Annotated in this window: 14 protein-coding genes and 3 pseudogenes; 10 read left to right on the top strand and 7 right to left on the bottom strand. The window is 61.7% G+C overall.

The window, feature by feature from the left end:
* Positions 1-42: 42 nt before the first annotated feature.
* Together CP49_RS41150 and CP49_RS41145 are read right to left on the bottom strand one after the other, a co-directional pair.
* Entirely contained in the window at positions 43-477 is a 435-nt protein-coding gene (locus CP49_RS41150) for a hypothetical protein (protein WP_057855784.1), read from the bottom strand.
* 45 nt (positions 478-522) lie between these two features.
* Positions 523-3,648, bottom strand: coding sequence for an efflux RND transporter permease subunit (locus CP49_RS41145; RefSeq protein WP_057855783.1), 3,126 nt, complete (start codon positions 3,646-3,648; stop codon positions 523-525).
* A 715-nt stretch (positions 3,649-4,363) separates the two neighbouring features.
* Here CP49_RS41145 and CP49_RS41140 point away from each other — a divergent pair.
* On the top strand, positions 4,364-6,196 hold the full coding sequence (locus CP49_RS41140; protein ID WP_156438931.1) for a hypothetical protein: 1,833 nt from the start codon (positions 4,364-4,366) through the stop codon (positions 6,194-6,196).
* 52 nt (positions 6,197-6,248) lie between these two features.
* Complete coding sequence (locus CP49_RS41135; protein WP_057855842.1) at positions 6,249-6,548, top strand: hypothetical protein; 300 nt, start codon at positions 6,249-6,251, stop codon at positions 6,546-6,548.
* Between the two features lie 1,164 nt (positions 6,549-7,712).
* Here the strand turns inward: CP49_RS41135 and CP49_RS44135 are convergent.
* A pseudogene (locus CP49_RS44135) lies at positions 7,713-8,108 on the bottom strand (transcription-repair coupling factor); the annotation flags it as partial.
* Between CP49_RS44135 and CP49_RS41125 the strand changes: the two are divergent.
* The 3 genes and pseudogenes from CP49_RS41125 to CP49_RS41115 all read left to right on the top strand — a co-directional run.
* A pseudogene (locus CP49_RS41125) lies at positions 8,109-8,528 on the top strand (SDR family NAD(P)-dependent oxidoreductase); the annotation flags it as partial.
* A 27-nt stretch (positions 8,529-8,555) separates the two neighbouring features.
* Positions 8,556-9,089, top strand: a complete 534-nt coding sequence (locus CP49_RS41120) for a YkgB family protein (RefSeq protein ID WP_082646501.1) — start codon at positions 8,556-8,558, stop codon at positions 9,087-9,089.
* 77 nt (positions 9,090-9,166) lie between these two features.
* Positions 9,167-10,267, top strand: coding sequence for a thioredoxin family protein (locus tag CP49_RS41115; protein WP_057855780.1), 1,101 nt, complete (start codon positions 9,167-9,169; stop codon positions 10,265-10,267).
* A 615-nt stretch (positions 10,268-10,882) separates the two neighbouring features.
* Here the strand turns inward: CP49_RS41115 and CP49_RS41110 are convergent.
* The 3 genes from CP49_RS41110 to CP49_RS41100 form a co-directional block, all read right to left on the bottom strand.
* The gene (locus CP49_RS41110) at positions 10,883-12,055 is read right to left on the bottom strand and encodes an LLM class flavin-dependent oxidoreductase (RefSeq protein WP_057855779.1); all 1,173 of its coding nucleotides are present in this window, start codon (positions 12,053-12,055) and stop codon (positions 10,883-10,885) included.
* Between the two features lie 461 nt (positions 12,056-12,516).
* On the bottom strand, positions 12,517-13,185 hold the full coding sequence (locus CP49_RS41105) for a response regulator (RefSeq protein WP_057855778.1): 669 nt from the start codon (positions 13,183-13,185) through the stop codon (positions 12,517-12,519).
* Positions 13,182-14,582 carry a HAMP domain-containing sensor histidine kinase gene (locus CP49_RS41100; RefSeq protein WP_057855777.1) on the bottom strand — a complete coding sequence of 467 codons (1,401 nt, stop codon included), beginning with the start codon at positions 14,580-14,582 and terminating at the stop codon, positions 13,182-13,184. The genes CP49_RS41105 and CP49_RS41100 overlap by 4 nt, the downstream gene beginning before the upstream one ends.
* A gap of 57 nt (positions 14,583-14,639) precedes the next feature.
* Between CP49_RS41100 and CP49_RS41095 the strand changes: the two genes are divergently transcribed.
* Both CP49_RS41095 and CP49_RS41090 read left to right on the top strand, forming a co-directional pair.
* Positions 14,640-15,608 (top strand): DUF3047 domain-containing protein, encoded by a 969-nt coding sequence (locus CP49_RS41095; protein ID WP_245311128.1) that lies wholly within the window; start codon positions 14,640-14,642, stop codon positions 15,606-15,608.
* A gap of 95 nt (positions 15,609-15,703) precedes the next feature.
* The gene (locus tag CP49_RS41090; protein WP_057855776.1) at positions 15,704-16,258 is read left to right on the top strand and encodes a thioredoxin family protein; all 555 of its coding nucleotides are present in this window, start codon (positions 15,704-15,706) and stop codon (positions 16,256-16,258) included.
* Between the two features lie 237 nt (positions 16,259-16,495).
* Here the strand turns inward: CP49_RS41090 and CP49_RS41085 are convergent, their stop codons facing one another.
* Positions 16,496-16,714: a hypothetical protein gene (locus tag CP49_RS41085; protein ID WP_057855775.1), complete on the bottom strand. Its 219-nt coding sequence runs from the start codon at positions 16,712-16,714 to the stop codon at positions 16,496-16,498.
* 516 nt (positions 16,715-17,230) lie between these two features.
* Here CP49_RS41085 and CP49_RS41080 point away from each other — a divergent pair.
* The 3 genes and pseudogenes from CP49_RS41080 to CP49_RS41070 all read left to right on the top strand — a co-directional run bounded on the left by CP49_RS41080 (position 17,231) and on the right by CP49_RS41070 (position 20,040).
* The gene (locus CP49_RS41080) at positions 17,231-17,509 is read left to right on the top strand and encodes a hypothetical protein (protein ID WP_156438930.1); all 279 of its coding nucleotides are present in this window, start codon (positions 17,231-17,233) and stop codon (positions 17,507-17,509) included.
* 129 nt (positions 17,510-17,638) lie between these two features.
* Positions 17,639-18,225: pseudogene (locus CP49_RS41075) on the top strand (QcrA and Rieske domain-containing protein).
* 87 nt (positions 18,226-18,312) lie between these two features.
* Entirely contained in the window at positions 18,313-20,040 is a 1,728-nt protein-coding gene (locus CP49_RS41070; RefSeq protein WP_057855774.1) for a methanol/ethanol family PQQ-dependent dehydrogenase, read from the top strand.
* Positions 20,041-20,194 lie beyond the last annotated feature (154 nt).

Below are 20,194 nucleotides of genomic sequence, written 5' to 3'. Positions count from 1 at the left end.
CTCGGGCCGAAGCCGCTGTGGAAAAACCATTTCGACGCGCAGCTAGTGACCTACCTTCACCTCTGTTCCGAAGACCTCTGGCACTCCCGCCGCAAGCACCTTCGTGCCGGCAGGTGGCCCGTCAGTCAGGTACACGTTGTCGCCCTTGATGGTATCGATCACCACCGCGCCGCGAACGAAGGTCAACGGATCGGCGCTGATATAGACCCACGTCTTTCCGGTCAGATCGTAGAGAACAGATGCGTATGGCACGATCCGGCGGCCCGACGGATCGGCGCGCACCTCGTCAATGAGGATGCCGAGCCGTTCCGCCGCTTTTGGGGTGAGCGTGATCTTTTTGATCTTTGCGTCATTCGTGGCCTCGACCCGCGCGGGCGCGCTCTTCTTGACGTCCGACTCCGCGGCCGCGGCTGAGACACACGACGCGGCGAGGCAGGCGGTGGACGCCGCGACCATCAATACGCTGAAGCGCGCCATGAGATGTTTCTCCTTTCACAACGTTCGAAGTGAAGCGCGCGGCGGTCATGACGCCGTCTCCATTTCAAGATCGAGCCGGTCGGCCGTCCAGCCGGCGCCGAACCGCAGGTAAAGCGCCGGCAGCACGAACAACGTTCCGAGCGTCATGGTAACGACGCCGCCCAAGACCGAGAGCGCGAGCGGGTGCGCGATTTCGAGCCCGGCGACATCACCCATGATCGCGAACGGAAGCACCAGCGCGAACGCCGTCACCGATGACGCGATGATGCTCGGGAACTGTTCCTGAACGCCGCGACGTACCAGCGTTTCGCCGAACGGCTCACCCTCGTTCAATTGCAGATGCTGGAAATGGGCGACCAGACCGATGCCCTGCCGCACCATCAGTGCGAGCACCGCTGCCAGACCCAGCAGAGACCCAAGCGAGAAGTCACCGTCATTGATTGCGGTGGTAGCAAGACCGCCGAGTGCAGCGACCGGTACGCCGAGCAGCGACAGGGCGCTGAGCGTCCAACTGCGGAGCACCGCCTGCGTCAGCAGGAACATCAACACCGCCGCCGCCGCCATGTAGCTGTATATCGATCGCAGGGCGGCTCGCTGTTCCTTGTATTCGCCGAGCACCTCGGCACGGTGCTCGAACGGGAATGCGATCTGTTTGACATTCCTGGCGACGTCATCCGCCACATCACCAAGCGCCCGCTCGTCCACTTTCGCGGAAACATCGATACGACGCGAGGACCCCTGTCGCTGGATGATGCTGGTGGCCGGCGCGATGCGGACGTCCGCAACCTGAGCCAGGCGAACCTGGGACCCGCTTTCGCTGTTGATCATCAGATTCCGCACGTCATCGATGTTGTCGCGCAACTCCGGTCGGCCCCAGACAACCACGTCGAAAACCTTCTGGTCCTCGAAAAGCGCACCGACGGTGATGCCGCCGACTATCGCGGAGGTCGCCCTGCGGACGTCGCCCGGCTTCAGGCCGTAACCGGCAGCGCGATCGACATCCACTTTGACTTCGATCGAGGGTTCTTCGACCTGTAATTCGACCCGGGGATTTTCAATGCCGGAGATCTTCGCCATCGATGCGCGGATCTCCTCCGCCTTGGCACGAAGGACCTCTAGACTGTTGCCATAGACACGGACGGTGAGGGTGTCCGGGTCACCGGTAAGCGCCTCGCGCAACTTCGTGGACAGGTATGTCCCAACCTTGCCCCGCATCCCGGGATAGGCGGTGATGACGGCTTCGACCGCATCCACGGTTGTCTCGCGATCGGCCTTAGGATCGATGTTGACCCATACGTGCCCCGCATTGACGTCCGTCGCGCGTTCGCAGTTGCAAAGCACGGCTCGTCCGAGATTGGCGAAAGCGTTCTGCACTCCCGGGATCTGCCGCAGGTCGCGGATCAGGTTCTCGGTCGATCGGGTCATCGCCTGCAGCGAGGTGCCGGGGGGGCCTTGCCATTCGATCACCAGATCGGTCTCTCTGAAGCTGGGCACCATGTTGCGTTCGAGCGGGCTCCACAGCGCGAAACACGCGATCGCTGCCACGACGCAGGCGGCGATGCAGGCGAGCGGCGCGTGGATGACGCGGCCGACGATCCGATCGAAAGGCGCGGCCAGCCTATCGCTGATCCAACCGGCCGCCGGGGTCAGTGGCGCATTGGCGAGCAGCACCGCGGCCAGCGCTGGGGTCACGATCAGCGTCACCAGCATCGAGATGGACACGGCGGCGATATAAGCCCAGGCCATCGGCGCGAAGAACGCAGCGGACCGGCTTTGCATGAACAGAACGGGCAGCACTGCGACCACGACGATCAGCGACGCATACAGCATCGGCCGGCGCGTTTCCAGCATCGCACGGACGACGACCAGGAAGCCGGACCGTCCGTCGCGTGACGGTGCACGCAAGCGGCGCAGCACGTTGTCAACGTCGACAACACTGTCATGCACGATCACGCCGGACGCCATCAGCAGGCCGCCGACGACTATCATGCTGAGCGGGATTCCAGCGGCCCTTAACAGCAGTTCAGCGCAGACGAACGACAATGACATCGCAGCCAGGGCGATAACCGCGCTCCTCCAGCTGCCCATCAGAAGGCCAAGCGCGATGGCGACCAGGACGATCGAAATGATCAAGGCCTTACCCAGATTGCTGGTCGCGCGTTCGATAAAGCTTGCGGGATGGTAGATCGTCGTATTGATCTCGATGCCGGGCAGCCCCGGTTTCAGTTCGTTGAGCGCGCGCTCAACGCCGCGCGTCACATCCAATGTGTTGAAGCCGGGGAACTTCTCGATCGCCACCATCAGGCCGGGGTTTTCGCCGACGATGGCGTCTCCGATCAGCGCCTGATGACCCTCCACGAGATAGGCGACGTCGCCGACGCTCGTGGTCGTGCCGCTCAGCGGCACCTTGGCGAAGGTACCCACGGTGGAGATCGGCAGCTGGTGACGGATGCTGAGCCGCTGGTTCGGCGTTTCGATGAAGCCGCCGGTGCCGGGCGTGGACGAGTTCAGGTAGGTGAGCGGCGAGGACCACACCGCCTCACCGGTCGTCTTGATCACCTGATCCAGCTTGACGCCCTTCTTGTTCAGGTTCCTGGCATCGACAAGCACCTGCACCTGCCGCTCGCGCTGACCCCATATCGACACATTCGCCACACCCGGAACCCCGGCGAGGCGCGGTGCGATATTCCAGCGCGCCTGCACGGACATGTCGATCAGCGAGACGGATTGCGAACTCAGGCCGATGTTCATCACTCGGCTGGCCGAGGATACCGGCTGAAGCATAACCGGCGGGCTGGAGACGTTCGGCAGTGCGTGCGCCTGCGTCAGCCGTTCCTGCACCATCTGGCGCGCTTTCATCAGATCGGTGCCGGGCGCGAAGACCATCTCGATCGTCGAGAGTCCCGCCATCGATTCCGACTGGATGACCTGAAGCCATGGGACGCCATTAAGCAGGTCCGCTTCCAGCGGCACGGTGATCAGCGATTCAACCTCGGCGCTGGAGAGGCCAAGCGATTCAGTCTTCACGGTGAGCGAGGGCAGCGCCAGTTCGGGGATGACGTCGAGGGGCTTGTTCCTGACGTCGACGGCGCCAACGATAAGCAGGCCCGAGGCGGCAACTACAATGAGGGTGCGCAAACGCACGCTAGAGGAAATGAGCCACGCCAACATTCGACGCCCCCTTCCTTTGACCTCCAGTTGTATTTGACTTCTAGTTGAAAATCGAACTCCGTCTGGGAAGGCCCGTTGAATGCGGGATTTTCTGACCGCTGTGCCGCTCGCAGTGGCAACACAATTATTATTCGCCCACTATTCCCACGAGTCCGATTTTTTGTCGGCCTTGCGCCGACTTTATTTCGGTCGCGCTAACGGCATAGTGAGGCTTCGTCGTAATCAATTTCCGCAACGCTGCCTTTCCTGGACCAGACTGAGGACCAGATCATCAAGGCGAGTGGAAATTTTAAGTTGATGTTCTTGTGGGCACAATCCACCCATTTGGATTACATGCAGGTTCCAAATTGGGTCATGCGTGTTTACGCACTTACGCACTTTAGGGGGCTTTAGGTGGCAAAAACTCTACGGCCACTTGAAGTTGCCTGACAGCCGACGAGGCTGTTTGCAGCTCCTGCGGGTAATCTAGATACATCACTTTGGATATAGCACTTCGTGGCGCTTGCGTAATTCGTCATCCGCGTCACTCTTATTCCAACATTGCTGGGGGGCTCCGGCAATTATTTGCTCCGTGCTGTTGAGTGGGGCTTTGTCTGCAATCGGGTTGACGGATGAAACGCCGTTGAGACAATCTGATCACCAGTGCGGAATTGCTATGAACGAGTTAGTTCGGCCACGTGAGTGACGTCGAACTGCGGTAGTGATGGGGCCGCGCATGCTCTGGGGTAAGCGGGATGAGCTCGTCGCCGGATCTGAGCGACGTTGGCACGCTGCAGAAACTGGCATCGTAAAGTCGACTGCGCGCAGTTGGCACTGCGACTACTCACGGTACCCGCTGGCCTTTGGCGCTGTACCGGCATTGTTCAGCCTCATGCTGTTTGTCCCTTCTTATGCCGCCGCCGCGGAGAACGAGGACATCGCAGCTCTCCGGCGTATGCTTGGAGAGCTAAAGGCGGAGAACCGCAAACTTTCCGAACGTCTCAGCGCCCTGGAGGGGACATCGCCGGCGCGGCGGACCAAGCCCACGGAGGTGCACCAACATCCGAAGCCTGCTGTAACTGCGGCGAAGCATCCACCCACGGGCGTGTCACCACCCGTCGATCCGCCCCCACTGCCCGCTCCAGATTTGTCGGAAGCCGCAGCGAAAAGGCCGCTTCACGAGCGCGTAAAAGAGTTGGAGATCGGCTGGGCGGCGAACGAGAACGCGACGCGGCAGATCATCCGGGACACACTCAACAAGACCGGGCCGAAGATCAATAACTTCCTCACGCTGAGCGGCGTGGTTGAAGGCGTGGCCTCGCGGGCCGGCTCGTTCACCGGCCCTACCCAGGAAAACCTGTCGCTGGGTACGGCGGAGCTCGATTTCGATATCAAGCTGAGCGACTGGTTGACCGGTGCTCTGGTTCTCCACTTCGACAGCGGCACTGGCGCTATATTCCCGACCGGGAATCAACCAGTGGTGCCGACCAACGTCCCCGGCGTAGGCGTGGATCGCTTCACGCTTGATCGGACTCACGTTACAGTTGGCGATCTGATGCAATTCCCGATCGCTGCCCGTTTCGGCGTCGAGGTTTTGCATTTCGGTACGTCCACGGGCGTGGCACGCCTGGATACGCTATCGATCGGCACTCCGCTTACCACCGAGGTGTTTGAGAACCGTCAGACGGCGGGAGGCCTGGAATTCGCCTGGCCAACTCCACCGCGGCAGCCGCCGCCGGCGCCGGTCGTCGTTCCACGCGTTAGTCCGTTGGTCGTCGCACCGGCCGTGAGCCAACTCATGCGTTGGCTCGGCTACACCCCGCTGCCCGAGCGTCCGTTCCGGCCTACGCCAGTCACATTCCCCTTCGATCCGCCGCCCTTCTACGGCTCAGTCATGGCCTACAGAGGCAGCGACAGCATCATCCCCGGCCGGACGAAAATCGACGACTACAATGCTACTCTCGGTTTCCGGACGAGGGGCCATTGCGGCGTGCCCTATGACCAGTTGAAGGACTCGCTGATTTGTCCATGGACCCTTGACTTCCACGTCGACTATAACACCTCCGTTTTCGAAAGCAGATTTCTGCATTCGTCCTACCTGCCGTTCCTGAGTCAGATCGGCAGGATTCCCGGAGTGGCCGCGAGCCTCAAAACCAGCTTCGGCCCATTCGCGTTCGTCGGCGAGGTAAATACCGCCCTTCAGCAAGCCAGGTTTTTCGACGAGTTCGGCATTGCGAGGAGCATGATGCCGATGACCTGGCAAGCTTCGATTGCTTACCAGTTCGACTGGAATCCGTGGGTAACGGAGATCGGTGCACAGGGCAACTTCGTCTCGGTGGGATATTCCGGCAGCAAGGACATGGCGGGAGTGTCGATCCTGCAAAGCGGCGTGCCAACCCGGATCGGATTCGTCCCGCAACACCGGCTTTTCCTCACCGGAGGCGAGTGGGTGATGGACGGGCTGAAGGTGGCCGTGGAATATTCAGCCAACTGGGACTACCCGGTGAGCAGCGGCGGTACGGGAAGGGTCGCGCATGGCGCATTCGGATTGCTCCAGCTTAATTTCTGACCCGTCTTCGCCCAGCACAACAAGGACGTGCGTGCCGAAATCCTGGAAGCGACTGAAGGCCATCGCACTGGGCGCATTCGGTGCCGCGCTGCTCGCGTCCGCCGCTCCCGCCGCGCCCCTCAACGCGACGACGATCGGCTCCGCCAAAGTCTCCAACGTCGATCAGGTCGGTCTGGTCTGCAACGAGTATTATGGACGCTGCTGGCGGACCCGAGGACCGCGCTATGTCCTGCGCTATTACCATGACCCCAGCTACTTCCCCGGCCGGGGCTACAACTACTACGCTGGCCCCGGCTACTACGATCGCGGCTACGGCCGCGGCGGACCAAGATTCATCATTCGCAGCTGGTAGCTAGGGGAGTAAAGGGCCGCTCTCTTACGGACAGTCGCTTCAGACCGCCTGCAGAAGGAGATAGCAAGGATCGCTCCGACCAGGTCGAGTCCCCGCCGATGCAGAAGGGCAAGCTTGGTGAAGGCGACAGATCGAGAGGACGATGCCGCCCGCATGGAAATTAGCTTCAACTGCATCTCATATCACCAGCCCCGGTCGGTGCAGGCGTCAAAGTTCGAGCTCGTCTCAACCACCATACCGCCCGGACGCTCGGTTTCCCGGTGCCGCCGTCGCTGCACTCGCAAGCCTGTCTGAGCAAAGTGGCACGTCAGCTCAACGAACGGTCACGCGAGACATTGCAAATTGAAAACCCGGCTGAGAGGCGCATGTGTTGCATCTGAGCCGGCGACCAAAAGCGGTCCTTCCATAACCGCCATTCCGCGAATTTGGCCTCGGCTCGTGATTGGCGCAGAATAGCAGCTTGCCGAACGAGATCAGTCCCTCCCCCGCAACTGACAACCGCAGAGCGTTCAGTTCAGCCTGAAGACGTAGGTTGTTGCTGGATTTTCTTGATGTCCCGGCGCACACATCGTGCACACGCTGCCCACGTTAGTCGATACATCGACTAGCGATCGGTCCGGAAGCTGCAAGCCGCAAGATTGAGGGAGTTCAGAGCGTGCCGCTTGCCACTTACCGTTCAAGCGCGGACAACTGAGAAGATACAAAGCAAAGGAAAAGTCGCACAGCGATCTGGGCGGTGCGGCGTACGACCACAAAAAACGTCGCACGAGACCCGCTTTGTTCTCGGCGACCGTTCCCGTAACCTATTGAAGAAGAACGCTTTCGCGATGGTGGGCGCACCAGGGCTCGAACCTGGGACCCGCTGATTAAGAGGCATCCTATTCGTATTGATATCTCAAGAGAATTTTTCCAACCGAGCCGAAATCCGTTCATTGCAGATCAATGGCTTACAGTGAAAAATCCAACCGTTAGAGCGCGTAACGGTGGCCGGATCGACGCGTCCGAGACGTCCGGTGTATCGCGAGACCCACATCGAACAGCGCTTTCCAAACGCCCCTAAAAATTCGGCCCCGAACAGCGCTTTCTGTATAACGGACTCAGTGCTTTCAGTCCTGACCGCGGCCGGACGGATCGAACCTCCGAATCGCGGAATCAAAATCCGCAATCCGTAAAGTGCTCCGCCTTGACTCCACTCATCCGTTCCAGCACGCGCAGGTCGTCCTCATGCGCTGCGGCGAAAAGAAGTCGCGAACCGGCGCGCCGCGTATCGTCGACGAACGCACGAAGCGCCTTCCTAGGCGATGCAACCTGCGAAAAGTCCGGTGTGGGAGCGAAAGATGCCTTTTGCGACAACACGTTCATACGCATGGTCGCCTGCTTCCATTCGCGTCTCCCGAGGTATTCTCGGTCTCTGTCCGTGCGACCCGCCGCCTCCTCGATCGTGTTTAGCCAGCTATCAGCGTGCGCTGAAACGCCGGCATCCGCGATCCACTTGGCTCGACCACAATAGTCGAACAGGGTCGAGCGCTTTCCGCGTATGTTCCCGAACGCCAGCCGCTCGTCGCCCGCGGAGGCGGGGCGATCATCAACATTGCCTCGGTGGTCGCCATCGCGCCGGAAGTTCTGAACGGCGTCTATGGAGGAACAAAAGCCTTTGTTCTCGCCCTGGGCCAGTCGCTTCACAAGGAACTGGCTGACAAGAACGTGCGTATCCAGACCGTCCTGCCCGGCGCGACAGCGACCAACTTCTGGGACGCAGCCGGTGGCGCCGTCGAAAATCTGCCGTCCAACATCGTCATGAGGTCGGATGACCTCGTCGACGCGGCTCTCGCCGGCTTCGATCAAGGTGAAGTCGTTACCATCCCCTCGCTTCCAGATGCAGCGGACTGGGCCAGCTACGAAGCGGCGCGGCAGAAGCTCATGCCAAACCTTTCTCTCAGCTCAGTGCCGGCGCGATACCGAACCGCGGCTGCGGCGTAACCCATGTCCAACAGTACGGAGGCTACCATGTCACTCTTCAATATCTCCGTCTCAACGCCGGTCCTTGCGCCGGTCGCCATTGCCGGTTGGCGCGATCACGCGGGGCATGTGCTCGTCTACGCCGAACCACTCGGCCGGTTCGGACTCTACGCCTCGCTCGCGATCGTCTATGCCTGGTTCGGTGGCATGAAATTCACGGACTACGAGGCACAAGGCCTGGTGCCGCTCGTGGAGAACAGCCCGCTTCTGAGCTGGTTTTATGCGCTGTTCTCGGTACGCGGCTTCTCGACCTTCCTTGGCTTTGTTGAACTTGGCATCGGGCTACTGATCGCTCTTAGACTGGCGAACCCGATATTCTCTGCAGCGGGCGGTCTGCTTTCGGCGGGGCTCTTCGTCACGACCATCAGCTTCATGATCTCGACGCCAGGCGTCTTCGTGGCCGAACTCGGCCCACCAGCCATTACCGTGGCGCCCGGTCAGTTTCTTCTGAAGGATGTCGGTCTTCTCGCTCTCTCCTTCTGGATCTTCGTCGACTCGCTGAAGGCCGTTGTTCGCAGTTGAGGCGATCTTCGACGTACAACCGTGCGCCTCGCGTCAGGTGACGCAGGCGCACTTCCCTCCCCTGGAAGGAGTCCATCATGAGCATCCGCAAACGACTGACAACCGCAGTTCTCGCCATAGCGATCGCGGCCCCAATCGCCGACTTCTTCTGGAGCAAGTCCATGCCGCAGGCAACAACTTCGTGGTTTCAGTGGACGTCGGCCCGGGCGACCGCCGGCCAGTCGCAACTGACTTCGCTCAAGGGAGCGAACGAATGGCTGAATTCGGCGCAGCTGACGCCGGAGGCGCTACGCGGCAAGGTCGTCCTGATCGATTTCTGGACCTACACCTGCATCAACTGGCTGCGGACCGCGCCCTACGTCCGGGCGTGGGCACAGAAGTACAAGGATCAGGGACTGGTGGTGATCGGCGTCCATTCGCCGGAGTTCGCGTTCGAAAAGGACATCAACAACGTGCGACGGGCCGTGAAAGGACTGGGGATCACCTATCCCGTCGCCGTGGACAGCGAGCACGCGATCTGGCGCGGCTTCGACAACAACTACTGGCCGGCGCTCTACTTCGTCGATGCTCAGGGACGCGTCCGCCATCATCATTTTGGCGAAGGCTCGTACGACGAGTCCGAGAGGTTCATTCAGAAGCTCCTGGCCGAGGCCGGAGCCGCCAGCATCGATCGCAATCTCGTCGCGGTCGATCCCCGCGGCTTCGAAGTCGCAGCCGACTGGGCAACGCTCAAGTCAGTTGAGAACTATCTTGGATACGTTCGCACGGAAAACTTCGCTTCACCGGGCGGCGCCATCCGCAACGAGCCTAAAGCGTATGAGCAGCCCGCTCGTCTGCGGCCAAATGAGTGGGCGCTCGCCGGAGACTGGACGGTGCGCGACGACGCCTCGGTGCTGAACGCATCGGGGGGCGTGCTTGCGACCCGATTTCACGCCCGCGACGTCAATCTCGTCATGAGCCCGCCAGCCTCAGCAACTCCGGTGCGCTTCCGCGTGACGATCGACGGCAAACCGCCGGGCGACGCGCACGGCCTCGACGTGGATGAGCAAGGTTACGGCGCGGTGACCGAACAGCGCCTTTATCAATTGATCCGACAGCCAGGCGCCATTGTCGAGCGAACGGTGGAAGTCGAGTTCCTCAACTTAGGCGTCGAGGCCTTCGCGTTTACGTTTGGCTAAGGCGGCGCCGCACTGGACCTCGCAGACGTTAGCCACTCATTTTTAGCGCTTTCTCGATTGCGAACGCGTGCTAACGATGCGCTCGTCTTCGAAGACTCGTCCGCGGGCCTGGAAGGCTGCAACGTCGGCCGGTTGCCGCTGCATTGCGGTTCGCCATGCCTTCAATAGCAAGCACGACTTCTCCAGGGCATTTCGAGAGATAGGAAAGTCTTAGCGAGCTTCTCGGTCTGGGAGCGCAGAACTAGCAGCGTAGCCACCTCCGGTAATGGCCCATCACGCCGTTCCCGGAATTGGTTGAAAGGGCCGCTATCGAACGTAACCGGACCACCCGCGAAGTTGACAGGCCAGCCGCCCATAAGGCGAAGCGCAAGATCGCTGGCTGTCGCAGATTAGCAGATCAGAGCGCGCAGCCGGGCGCCGCGTCATTGCACCACGGCGAAACAATAGTGCCCATCTTCATCGGCTATGGCGCGCCACGGTACGATTTTGTGCGATTTCGCCGCCGAGGCCTGCCGGCGGCGGTCGAATGCCGCAGTTCGTCGCCGCAGCTATGCCGCCGATCTTCTGCTGCGCGACCGCGGATGGCTCTTCAGTCGACGTGAAGATGCGCGAATCTCAGCCGCCTCGCTTGGCGACCTCCGCGCCGTAGCGCGCTCTCGCGTCCTCCACGGCCTGAGCCTGTGCCGCCGCAAGATTCTCACGCACATCCTTGGCACGGCGCGCGGCATCGAGGGTTGCTTGGGCGTGGCCCTGGAATTGCGGCATCACCTCGCGCGCGATGAGCTCGTACGAGCGCTGCGTCGCCGCCGGATTGGCCCAGTTGTGCGCGAGCAGGAGATACGCGCCGAACCCGCCATTCGACTGCTGCCACAGCCGCTCGATCTGCGCGGCGCAGGCGTCCGCCGTGCCGATGGCGCCCAGACCGGAGCCGTTGATGAACTCGATCATCTCGCTGACCGAGTTGCCGACCACAGCCATTTGCGGAAACGCTGCGACCTGCTGGAAGTAGCGGAACCAGTGCTCGATGCCGTACTCGACGTCGCGATACGCCTGCTCCTTGGTTTCTGCGATATGGCACAAACCGACGAGCCGCCACTTGCTGCGGTCCGCGGTCTTGCCGTGCGCCTTCGCTTCTGTCGTCAGCACGTCCCAGTGCAGCGCCAGCGCGTCGAAGCCGGCGGCGGTGGTGGCCCCGACCGAGAGCATGCCGGCACCATACCGGCCGGCGAGCTTCGCGCCGGTCGGAGAGGCGACCGCCGCGACCGCCACGTCGAACAGCGGATTGGAGTAGGGGCGCAGATGCAGCCGCGCGTCGCGCAAATCCCAGCGATCGTTCTTGAACGTGACCGGCTCGTCGCTGGTGAGAAGCTTCGTGATGATGCCCATCCCGTCTTCCAGCAGCCCGCGGGTCTGGCTCTGCTGCAAGCCGATCATGATGCCGTCGGTCGGCAGCGAGCCCGGACCGAGACCGAGCATGGCACGCCCTTGAGTCAGATGGTCGAGCAGCACGATGCGTTCAGCCACCCACAGCGGATTGTGATAGGACACGCTGATGACGCCGGTGCCGAGCTTGATGTGACGGGTTCGCTCGGCGGCCGCGGCGATCATGATTTCGGGTGAGGCCGACAGCTCGGTTCCAGCCGAATGGTGTTCGCCGAGCCAGGCCTCGTCATAGCCGCAGCGGTCGAGCCACTGGATCAGCTCGAGATCGCCTCGCAGCGCGAGCGTCGGGTTGATGCCGGGTTTGTGAAAGGGCGCAAGAAAGATACCGAAGCGCAGGCGGTTCATGGACGATCCTCCGCGGTTTGTTATGTGGTCTTTCTCGTTGGGATAGTTCTCCGCTTCTTTGACCGGAACAAGGCGGGTTTGCGCGCAGGCGTTTCGCGTATTCCTCGAAAAGACATCAGTCAGGTGAGGGGCCCGGCGCCACCAGGTCGTGTATTGTCGATGGCGGCAGAGGCGTCCGGTTGCGACGACTCTTGCGATCCCGGTTGGAACCTGACGGTTTGGTCGAGCCTGCAGACATAAATGATTTGCTGTATCCGCAACCCGAGTCGGTTGGAGCGCGTAATCGACTATAGCGTCATAGCGCTACGGCGAAGCAATAGTGCCCATCTTCATCGGCCGCGGCGCGCCACTTTGCGGAGCTTTCTGAGACGAGCCAAAATTTTGGCTCCTTTTTTAGCTCTTCGGTTTCGCCGGCATGGACCCCGACGCTAACGCCACATGTCATTTCGGACTGCCGCGTGTCACACATGATCGACATCGAAACGGGCGTCCGCGATGCTGACGAGACCCGCGCTGACGGCGAGCCAGACGAGGTGCGCGTCGTTCTTTGCTCCGATCTTGTTCTTGATGGCGTAGTGATGGTTCCGGATCGTCTTCTGACTGAGGTTGAGCAGTTCAGCAATCGCGTCGCTTGTTATTCCAGAGGCAAGCAGGCGCAGGATTTCCGTTTCGCGCGGGCCCAGGTGCTCGACCACGCTTCGCGATCCGGCCAGCCGGTCGGCCGCGACGGCGCGGGCGATATCCTCGCTCAAGAATCGTCCTCCGCCAGCGACAGTCTTAACGGCGCTCAGCAGGTCTTCCGGTTCGGTGCCCTTTGTCACGTATCCCGATGCGCCGGCCTCGAATGCCTTGAGCGCGAAGGCCGGGCCAGCGTGCATGGTGAAAACAAGAACCCGGGCGTCCCTGTCCCATTGGCGTATATGGCGCACCGCCTCCAGCCCGCTGGCGCCGGGCAGGGCGATGTCCATGACGGCGACGTCGGGACGGTGGTCCTTGTAGGCGCAACAGGCCGCCTTCGCGTCGCCGACTTCGGCACACACCTGAAATCCGGCCTGGCGTTCGAGCAGCCGGCGATAGCCTTCGCGGACGACAGGATGATCGTCAACGAGCAGGATGCGAACCGGGGTCATGCGGGCGCCCCGTGGAAGGCCGGCGCAGGTCCCGGCCCAATGAGCGGGATGACCGCCGACAGGCGTAGGCCGCGGGCCGCCTTGCCGATCGACAGGCTGCCGCCGCGGGCTGCAACCCTTTCTCGGATGCCAAGGATCCCATGTCCATGGTGGGGATCGACGCACGCCGCATCGCCGCCGCCGTCGTCCTCCACGGTCAGGGCGATCGTTCCATCCCCGGCGCTGGCGCACTCGACGCTCAATTCCACCTCCGTCGGCGAGCCGTGGCGCACCGCGTTGGTCAAGCATTCCTGGGCAATGCGGTACATGTCGATCGCCACCTGCTTCGGCAAGGCGGCAAGCTTGCCGATCACGTTCAGGCGGAAGACGGCGCCCGGGGCCGCCCGCATATTGTGGTCCCGTATGAGCTGCTGGAGGCTCGCCTCCAGCCCGATCTCTTCGACGTCCTGAGACCGCAGGCGCACCAGCGCGCTGCGCAGGTTCTCCATCATCCGCCGCTGGATGCGGGCGATGGCGCGGGCGTCATCGGCAAGGTCGGCCCGTTCCGGCGACGCGCCGGTCGCGATGCTCGCCGCCAGTGCCGCCGTCGCCGTCAGGCACTGCCCGAACTCATCGTGGAGATCCCGCGCCAGAGCCCGGCGCTCCTCTTCCTGCACCTGAAGCAGACGCGCGGTGAGCGCCGTGCGCGCGGCATTGGTGCGTGCCAGCGCCGCCGAGAGGTCGTTGACGGCGCGCGCGATCAGGTTGAATTCGGCGGTGCGGAAGCCGGGCAGGCGCCAGTCGAGATCGCCCTGCTGCAGCCGCCGCAGTCCATTGATGATGGCGCGCGCCGGGATCAGCGCGTGTCCGATCATCATCGCAGCGAGCACAGCAATGGCTGCGGCCATAGCCGCCGCGACCCCTGTGACGACGGAAACCTGCCGCCATGCCAGCCGTAGCGCGGCCTCTGGCGCCGCCGCGGCGGTGATAAAGCCGGCGTTCCAGTCGCGCACGGTAAGGTAGCGCTGGACCGGTGTTGGTGGGCCGAAAAGCACATCAAAGACGGCGGCGAACGGCGCCGGCGCTGGCGGCCCCAGCGCCTCAATCTGGCTGCACAGTTGCCGCGGCGCCTCGCCGGGCGGACTGAACGTCACGCAGTTCCCCGGCGAAATGACGCTCGCAATGGTCAGCATCTGCCAGTCGGGAATCGGAAGAAGCATCTCCCGACTCATGCCGTCGCGCCACAGCAGCTTCTGCCAGTAAAGGCTCTCCAGGCGCTGGCCGACCCGTTCCGCCGTCGCCGCGGCGTCGGCATCGATCGCGCGGTGTGCATCGATCATGACCCACGCCACGGCCGTGGTCAGGCAGACCGCGACGACGGCGACGAGGCGTCCGATGAGGTGCAACAGGAGGTGCATAGTTACGCTCCGTATCCTCTGGTTACGCTCCGTACTCTGCGGACTCGTGAATTCGAGTTGCCGTGGAAGGACCTCGGGATCACCCTCACCAAGGGGCAGGAAGTAACGTTCTTGCTCGGCGGCCGCGTGTGGCTCGCCCGCGAACAGGATCTGTGGGTCGAGCCTGGCGTTGCGTTTCACGTACGCACCCGGGGCGCCCGCCCCATGTTCAATCCGATGAGCAACACCGGGACAATGACGGCCGCCGCCGACGGTCCCCTCGAAATGGCGCGATCGCTCGTCGAGTTCAAGGATGCGGATGGCGAACTGGCGGTGCCGAAGGACGAGTACGCCAAGGCGGACGCGCGCATCTACGGCGTGGCGCTGGTCTGGCGCGGCAGCGCGCTCGCCGGCCTGACAAGCCTGCTCAGCCACGGCGACGTCGACGGCATCGTTGCTGCAGAACTGGCGCGGCTCCAGTCGCCCCGCAAGCTGCCCGCGGGCTGGCGCAACTTCTTCATGCTGGGCGGCGGCCCGGTCATCTTCAATGATATCGGCAACGGCGCGATTTCCGTCGAGCCGCTGAAAAACGCGGGCATTCTGCAGCGCTCCGTCGGCATCGAACTGAAGCCGCAGACCAAACTGAGCTGGCGCTGGATCGTCGAGGAGCTGCCGTCGCGGCTGCCGGAAAACCAGCTCACCTCGCACGACTACCTCTCCATCGCCGCGGAGTTCGACGACGGCCAGGACCTCACCTACTTCTGGAGTTCGAGCCTCCCGATCGGCACCGCGTTCCGGTGCCCGATCCCGCGCTGGACGCCGCTCGAGTCGCACATGGCGGTCCGCAGCGGTTTCGCCGATCTCGGCAAGTGGGTCAGCGACGAGCGCGACATCTACGCGGACTACAAGGAGCACATCGGCGGCCCTGCCAGAACCGTCGTCAACGTCTGGCTGCTCGGCGTCTCTCTCTTCCAGCGCCGCAGCGGCTCGTGCCGCTTCGCCGACATGCAGATCTCCCAACCGGGCGCCGGAACCCTGAAGCTTTGAGACACCGCGAGAGTGAACTATCCTGCAAGGTCTCCATAGCATCGGCGACCTCATCGCTATGCGGCAGACGCGTCTTCGGGACAAGGAGGTGCAATATGGCGACAACAGCTACTCAAGCCGTTCTTGATACGCCGGCGGCCGAGTTCCGGCTTCCGGCCACCGACGGCAAGACTTACACACTGGACGACGTTGCGGGCGAAAAAGGCACGGTCGTCGTCTTCATCTGCAACCATTGTCCCTATGTTAAAGCAGTGATCGACCGCATGGTTTCGGACGCCCGCGTGCTGATGTCGGAGAGCGTAGGCTTTGCGGCGATTTGCTCGAACGATGCGGCGAGCTATCCCGAAGACTCATTTGAGAACATGAAGCGCTTCGCGAAAGCTCATGATTTCCCGTTTCCATATCTCCACGACGAGACCCAGACAGTCGCACGGGCGTATGGGGCGGTCTGTACGCCGGACTTCTTCGGTTACAATGCCGACCGCAATTCCAAGTATCGCGGCCGGCTCGACGAAGGCCGCACAACTCCGCCTCGCGCGGGGGCACCCCGAGAGCTAGTCGAGGCCATGCGTGCGATTGCGACCACCGGTGTGGCGCCGGCTGAGCAAAAGGCGTCTATTGGCTGCTCGATCAAATGGAAGGACGAATAAAGCCGAGCCCTGTCAACATGTTTCGTATCTAAGACCGCCGCGTGCGGCAGCATTTGCTGCACATGTGCGATTTGACTAGCGGCATCACGAGGGCCCAGCGGCGGCTGCCGGAGTCGCATTCGCCCCTTCTGCTTCCGTGGCAACACGGACATCAACCGGTGAGATAACCGGGTAAGTCGGTCGAAAATGACCACCAACTGAGATATTGGCGCGGGGCTTCTGTCCCGCGTTTTGCGTTTAGGACCACGGCGGCTCTTCGCTCGCCCCGGCTGCCTCGTGGTGGATCGTGACACCCGCCGAACGCAAGCCGGTCAGCAATACAGTTCTTACAGAGGCAGGATCGAATCCAATATCCTTGGCGTTTGGTGGATGTGCCTCGCTGCCCTTCAATCGGAGCGCCAAGTGCAATTGCTCGCAAAGGTGCTGAACGACTAGATTGACCTGATCGTCAGTCATGATCTGCTTTTCCTGCTACCATTTTGCTACCCAACTAGGTAGCACACATGAAAATAGGGCGGTACGCGATTGGACCGCCCCAAGGATCAACCTCACGCGATTGCCCATGTACTTCAACCCACGCTATGGGGCGAAAACCAGAAGCGGGAGCCGGTGTCAATCACTGGCGATGGGATGGTGCCGCATGCACGGGACTTTCGCCCGGCGCTCCGAAGGGGAATAAGGTCTTCGGCTCGACACGGTCGACGATGCGGCGCTGCATGTCCGGTGTTGGCCCTTCTGCGACGTGCTGATCCCGCCGAATGGCCGACGTAAGCGTTCTTAAGGCCGTTCGGCGCTGGGATCATGTTTACGCGAATCGGCGCCTTATGCCTTCTATGTTGCGTATCTCACCAGCAGCGCGGCTGCGCGCCTTGCCGCATCCCTTGTCTTGAAAATAGCAGGATGAACTAGGAACCATCGCGAGCCGGCGCGTTGGTATTCTTAGAAGTGACGCTACGATGGGGAGGACTTTCCATGCGAACCACAATGGTTGCGATGCTTGTCGCGAGCGGAACGATGATCACCTTGCCAGCGCTGGCGCAGCAGCAGCCGGCACCGAACCCACAAATGCAGGAGGAGGCTGACAAGGGCGCCAAGACTCGCCAGTCCGGTGAGTCGGGGTATGTCGGCGAGCAGGAAAAGCCCGGTGCTGCCGCCCGTCCCCCTGGAAAGACTGACTCTGCTCCGCCGACAACGGGCTCAGCCACAGGCACCTCGACCGGAGCGACAGGCAGCGGTGAAAAGCCGCGCTGAGCCTTCTGGAGGTGTCGCACGACTGAGCGTAACCTCGTCTCCCTGACGCGTGGTTTATTACCCTTGCTGTCAAGCGCCGAGGTTACACGCGACTGAGATCCAGGCTCATAGCGGAGCTGGAGAGGACAGATGCGGTGTCCGAAGCAAACGCGACGCTCGCTTCTTTTGACGACGCTCGCCACCGGAGCGTTTCTGACGGGGGGGAGGTTCGCTGCGGCACAAGAAGATCAGCCCGGCAGCAGCGACCGGCCGAAGAAAGGCGATCTTCTTGTTGTCTCCGAAGGCGAACGCGTCGGCGCCGTCATCGCGCCCGATGACGTGAAGCTCGGCGAACCGCCGCTGCACGCCTGGCCGAAGGACCCCAATACGTCGGTCGTCCGCAACGGCTCGCGGTTGAACGAGATCCTGGTCATAAGGCTTGATCCCGGCGAAATGAGGAGACCCGCTCACGCTCTGCTGAGGGCATCGCAGCCTATTCGGCCATCTGTACTCACACCGGATGTTCTGTCACCGGCTGGCTGAAGTCCGAGACGGGCGACAAAGACGTTCTCAAGTGCTTTTGTCACAATTCCGAATTCAATCCGCGGAAAGGCGCGCAAGTCGTGTTCGGGCCCGCGCCCCGGCGTCTGCCGCCACTCCCGCTGGCAATTGCCGACGGCTCGCTCACTATAGCTGCAACATTCGTTGGAAGGGTAGGTGCTCAACAACCAGGGTGATGGGGCGCGGTCGCATCTGATTCCCATGCCCCAGATGATCGCACCACCAAGGGTGGGCAGAGAGAAAGAGCTAGGGAGATGACGTCCATGACCAGAAAGCAATGGCTATTGTCGAGCGTTGTCGCGTCCACATTCCTATTTTCAATCGCTGCCCCTGCCGGCCCGATTGAGAAATACACCCCAGTGACAGCCGACCGCCTGAAGAACCCGGAACCTAGCAATTGGATGCTCTATCGCCGAACCTATGACGGCCAGGGATACAGCCCACTCGGCCAGATCAACACCTCGAACGTGAAAGACCTGGTACCCGTGTGGACCTTCTCGACCGGCGTGATTGAAGGGCACGAGGCTCCGCCGATCGTAAACAATGGCGTGATGTTCGTCGCCACCCCACAGGGCCAGGTGATCGCCCTCAACGCCAAGACAGGCGATGAGTACTGGCGTTACAAACGTCAGCTCCCCGACGATCTCTTCCAATTGCACCCGACCAACCGCGGGGTGGGATTGTGGCAAGACAAGCTGTACCTGGCTACAACGGATGACCATGTGGTCGCGCTCGATGCCAAAACGGGCAAAGTCCTCTGGGACATCAAAGTCCAGGACTACAAGAAGGGTCAGTACCTGACCCTGATGCCGCTGATTGTCGATGGAAAGGTTATCGTCGGTGCCGCCGGCGGTGAATTCGGCGTGCGGGGCTATGTCGTCGCGTATGATGCCAATGACGGCAAAGAATTGTGGCGGACCTTCACCATTCCCGGCAAAGGCGAGCCTGGCAACGAAACGTGGAGCGGCGACGACTGGAAAACGGGTGGCGGCTCTGCGTGGATGACGGGCAACTACGATCCCGACACCAGGACCATTTACTGGGGCACCGGCAACGCCGCACCGTGGCCGGGAGATACTCACCCCGGCGACAATCTCTACACAACCTCAGTGCTGGCACTCGACCCGGATAGCGGCAAAATCAAAACCTATTTCCAGTACCATCAGAACGATTCCTGGGATTGGGACGAGGTGGAAGCGCCAATGCTGGTCGACCTGCAGAGGGATGGCCGCATCTTCAAGAGCCTCATCCATCCGGGACGCAACGCGATCTTCTGGATACTCGAGCGCAAGCCGGATAGCATCAAGTATGTGGCCGGCTGGCCTTATGTCTATACCGACGTCTGGAAGGGCATTGAACCCGAGACGGGCAAGCCGATTGTAGATCCGGCTCACAAGCCGGTTATTGGCAAGCGGGTTGAGTTCTGTCCATCGCTATGGGGCGGCAAGGATTGGCCGTCAGCGGCCTATAGTCCGAAGACCCGCTTTGTCTACGTTCCCGCCAACGAGAACTTCTGCGGCGGCTTTACCGGCGAGAAGGTGCCGTTGGTTCCCGGTCAGCTTTGGCTCGGGACCAAGCCCGAAGATATCGGTCTGAAGGTTCGGGCCGGCGCTACTCATTTTGGTGAACTGCAGGCGTGGGATCCGGCCACGGGAAAGAAGGTCTGGTCGCATATTTACCCCAGATCGCACCTGTTTGGCTCGGTGACGGCCACCGCTGGCGACCTCGTCTTTGTCGGAGGTACCAACGACCGGATGTTCCGCGCCTTCCATGCCAAGACAGGCGAACTGCTTTGGGAGCAGAAGACCAACTCCGGCATCGTGGGCATGCCCGTTGCGTACGAAGTGGAGGGGACGCAGTATATCGCCATCCAGTCCGGATGGGGCGTAGACGCCCAGCGCATCCAGGACGCTCTGACGACCAACAACATTGGTATCGAGAACAACGTGCCGCAGGGCGGCGTCGTCTGGGTGTTTGCCATCAAGAAGTAACTGCCAAGGGTAATTGCGCGAGGAAGGCAAACAGAGCGGCACGAAAAAAAGCGGCGGACCAAAGTCCGCCGCTTTCAATTTGGCTTATTTGCCCTTGGTCTCGACCTTCTGCTTTTCGTCCTCGTTCATTTTCTTCACGAGTGGATCGCGACTG

The organism is Bradyrhizobium valentinum, from assembly GCF_001440405.1.
GTDB classification, from domain to species: Bacteria; Pseudomonadota; Alphaproteobacteria; order Rhizobiales; family Xanthobacteraceae; genus Bradyrhizobium; species Bradyrhizobium valentinum.
The sequence above is the reverse complement of the archived record's forward strand: the minus strand, read 5'-3'. Positions and strand labels throughout refer to the sequence as shown.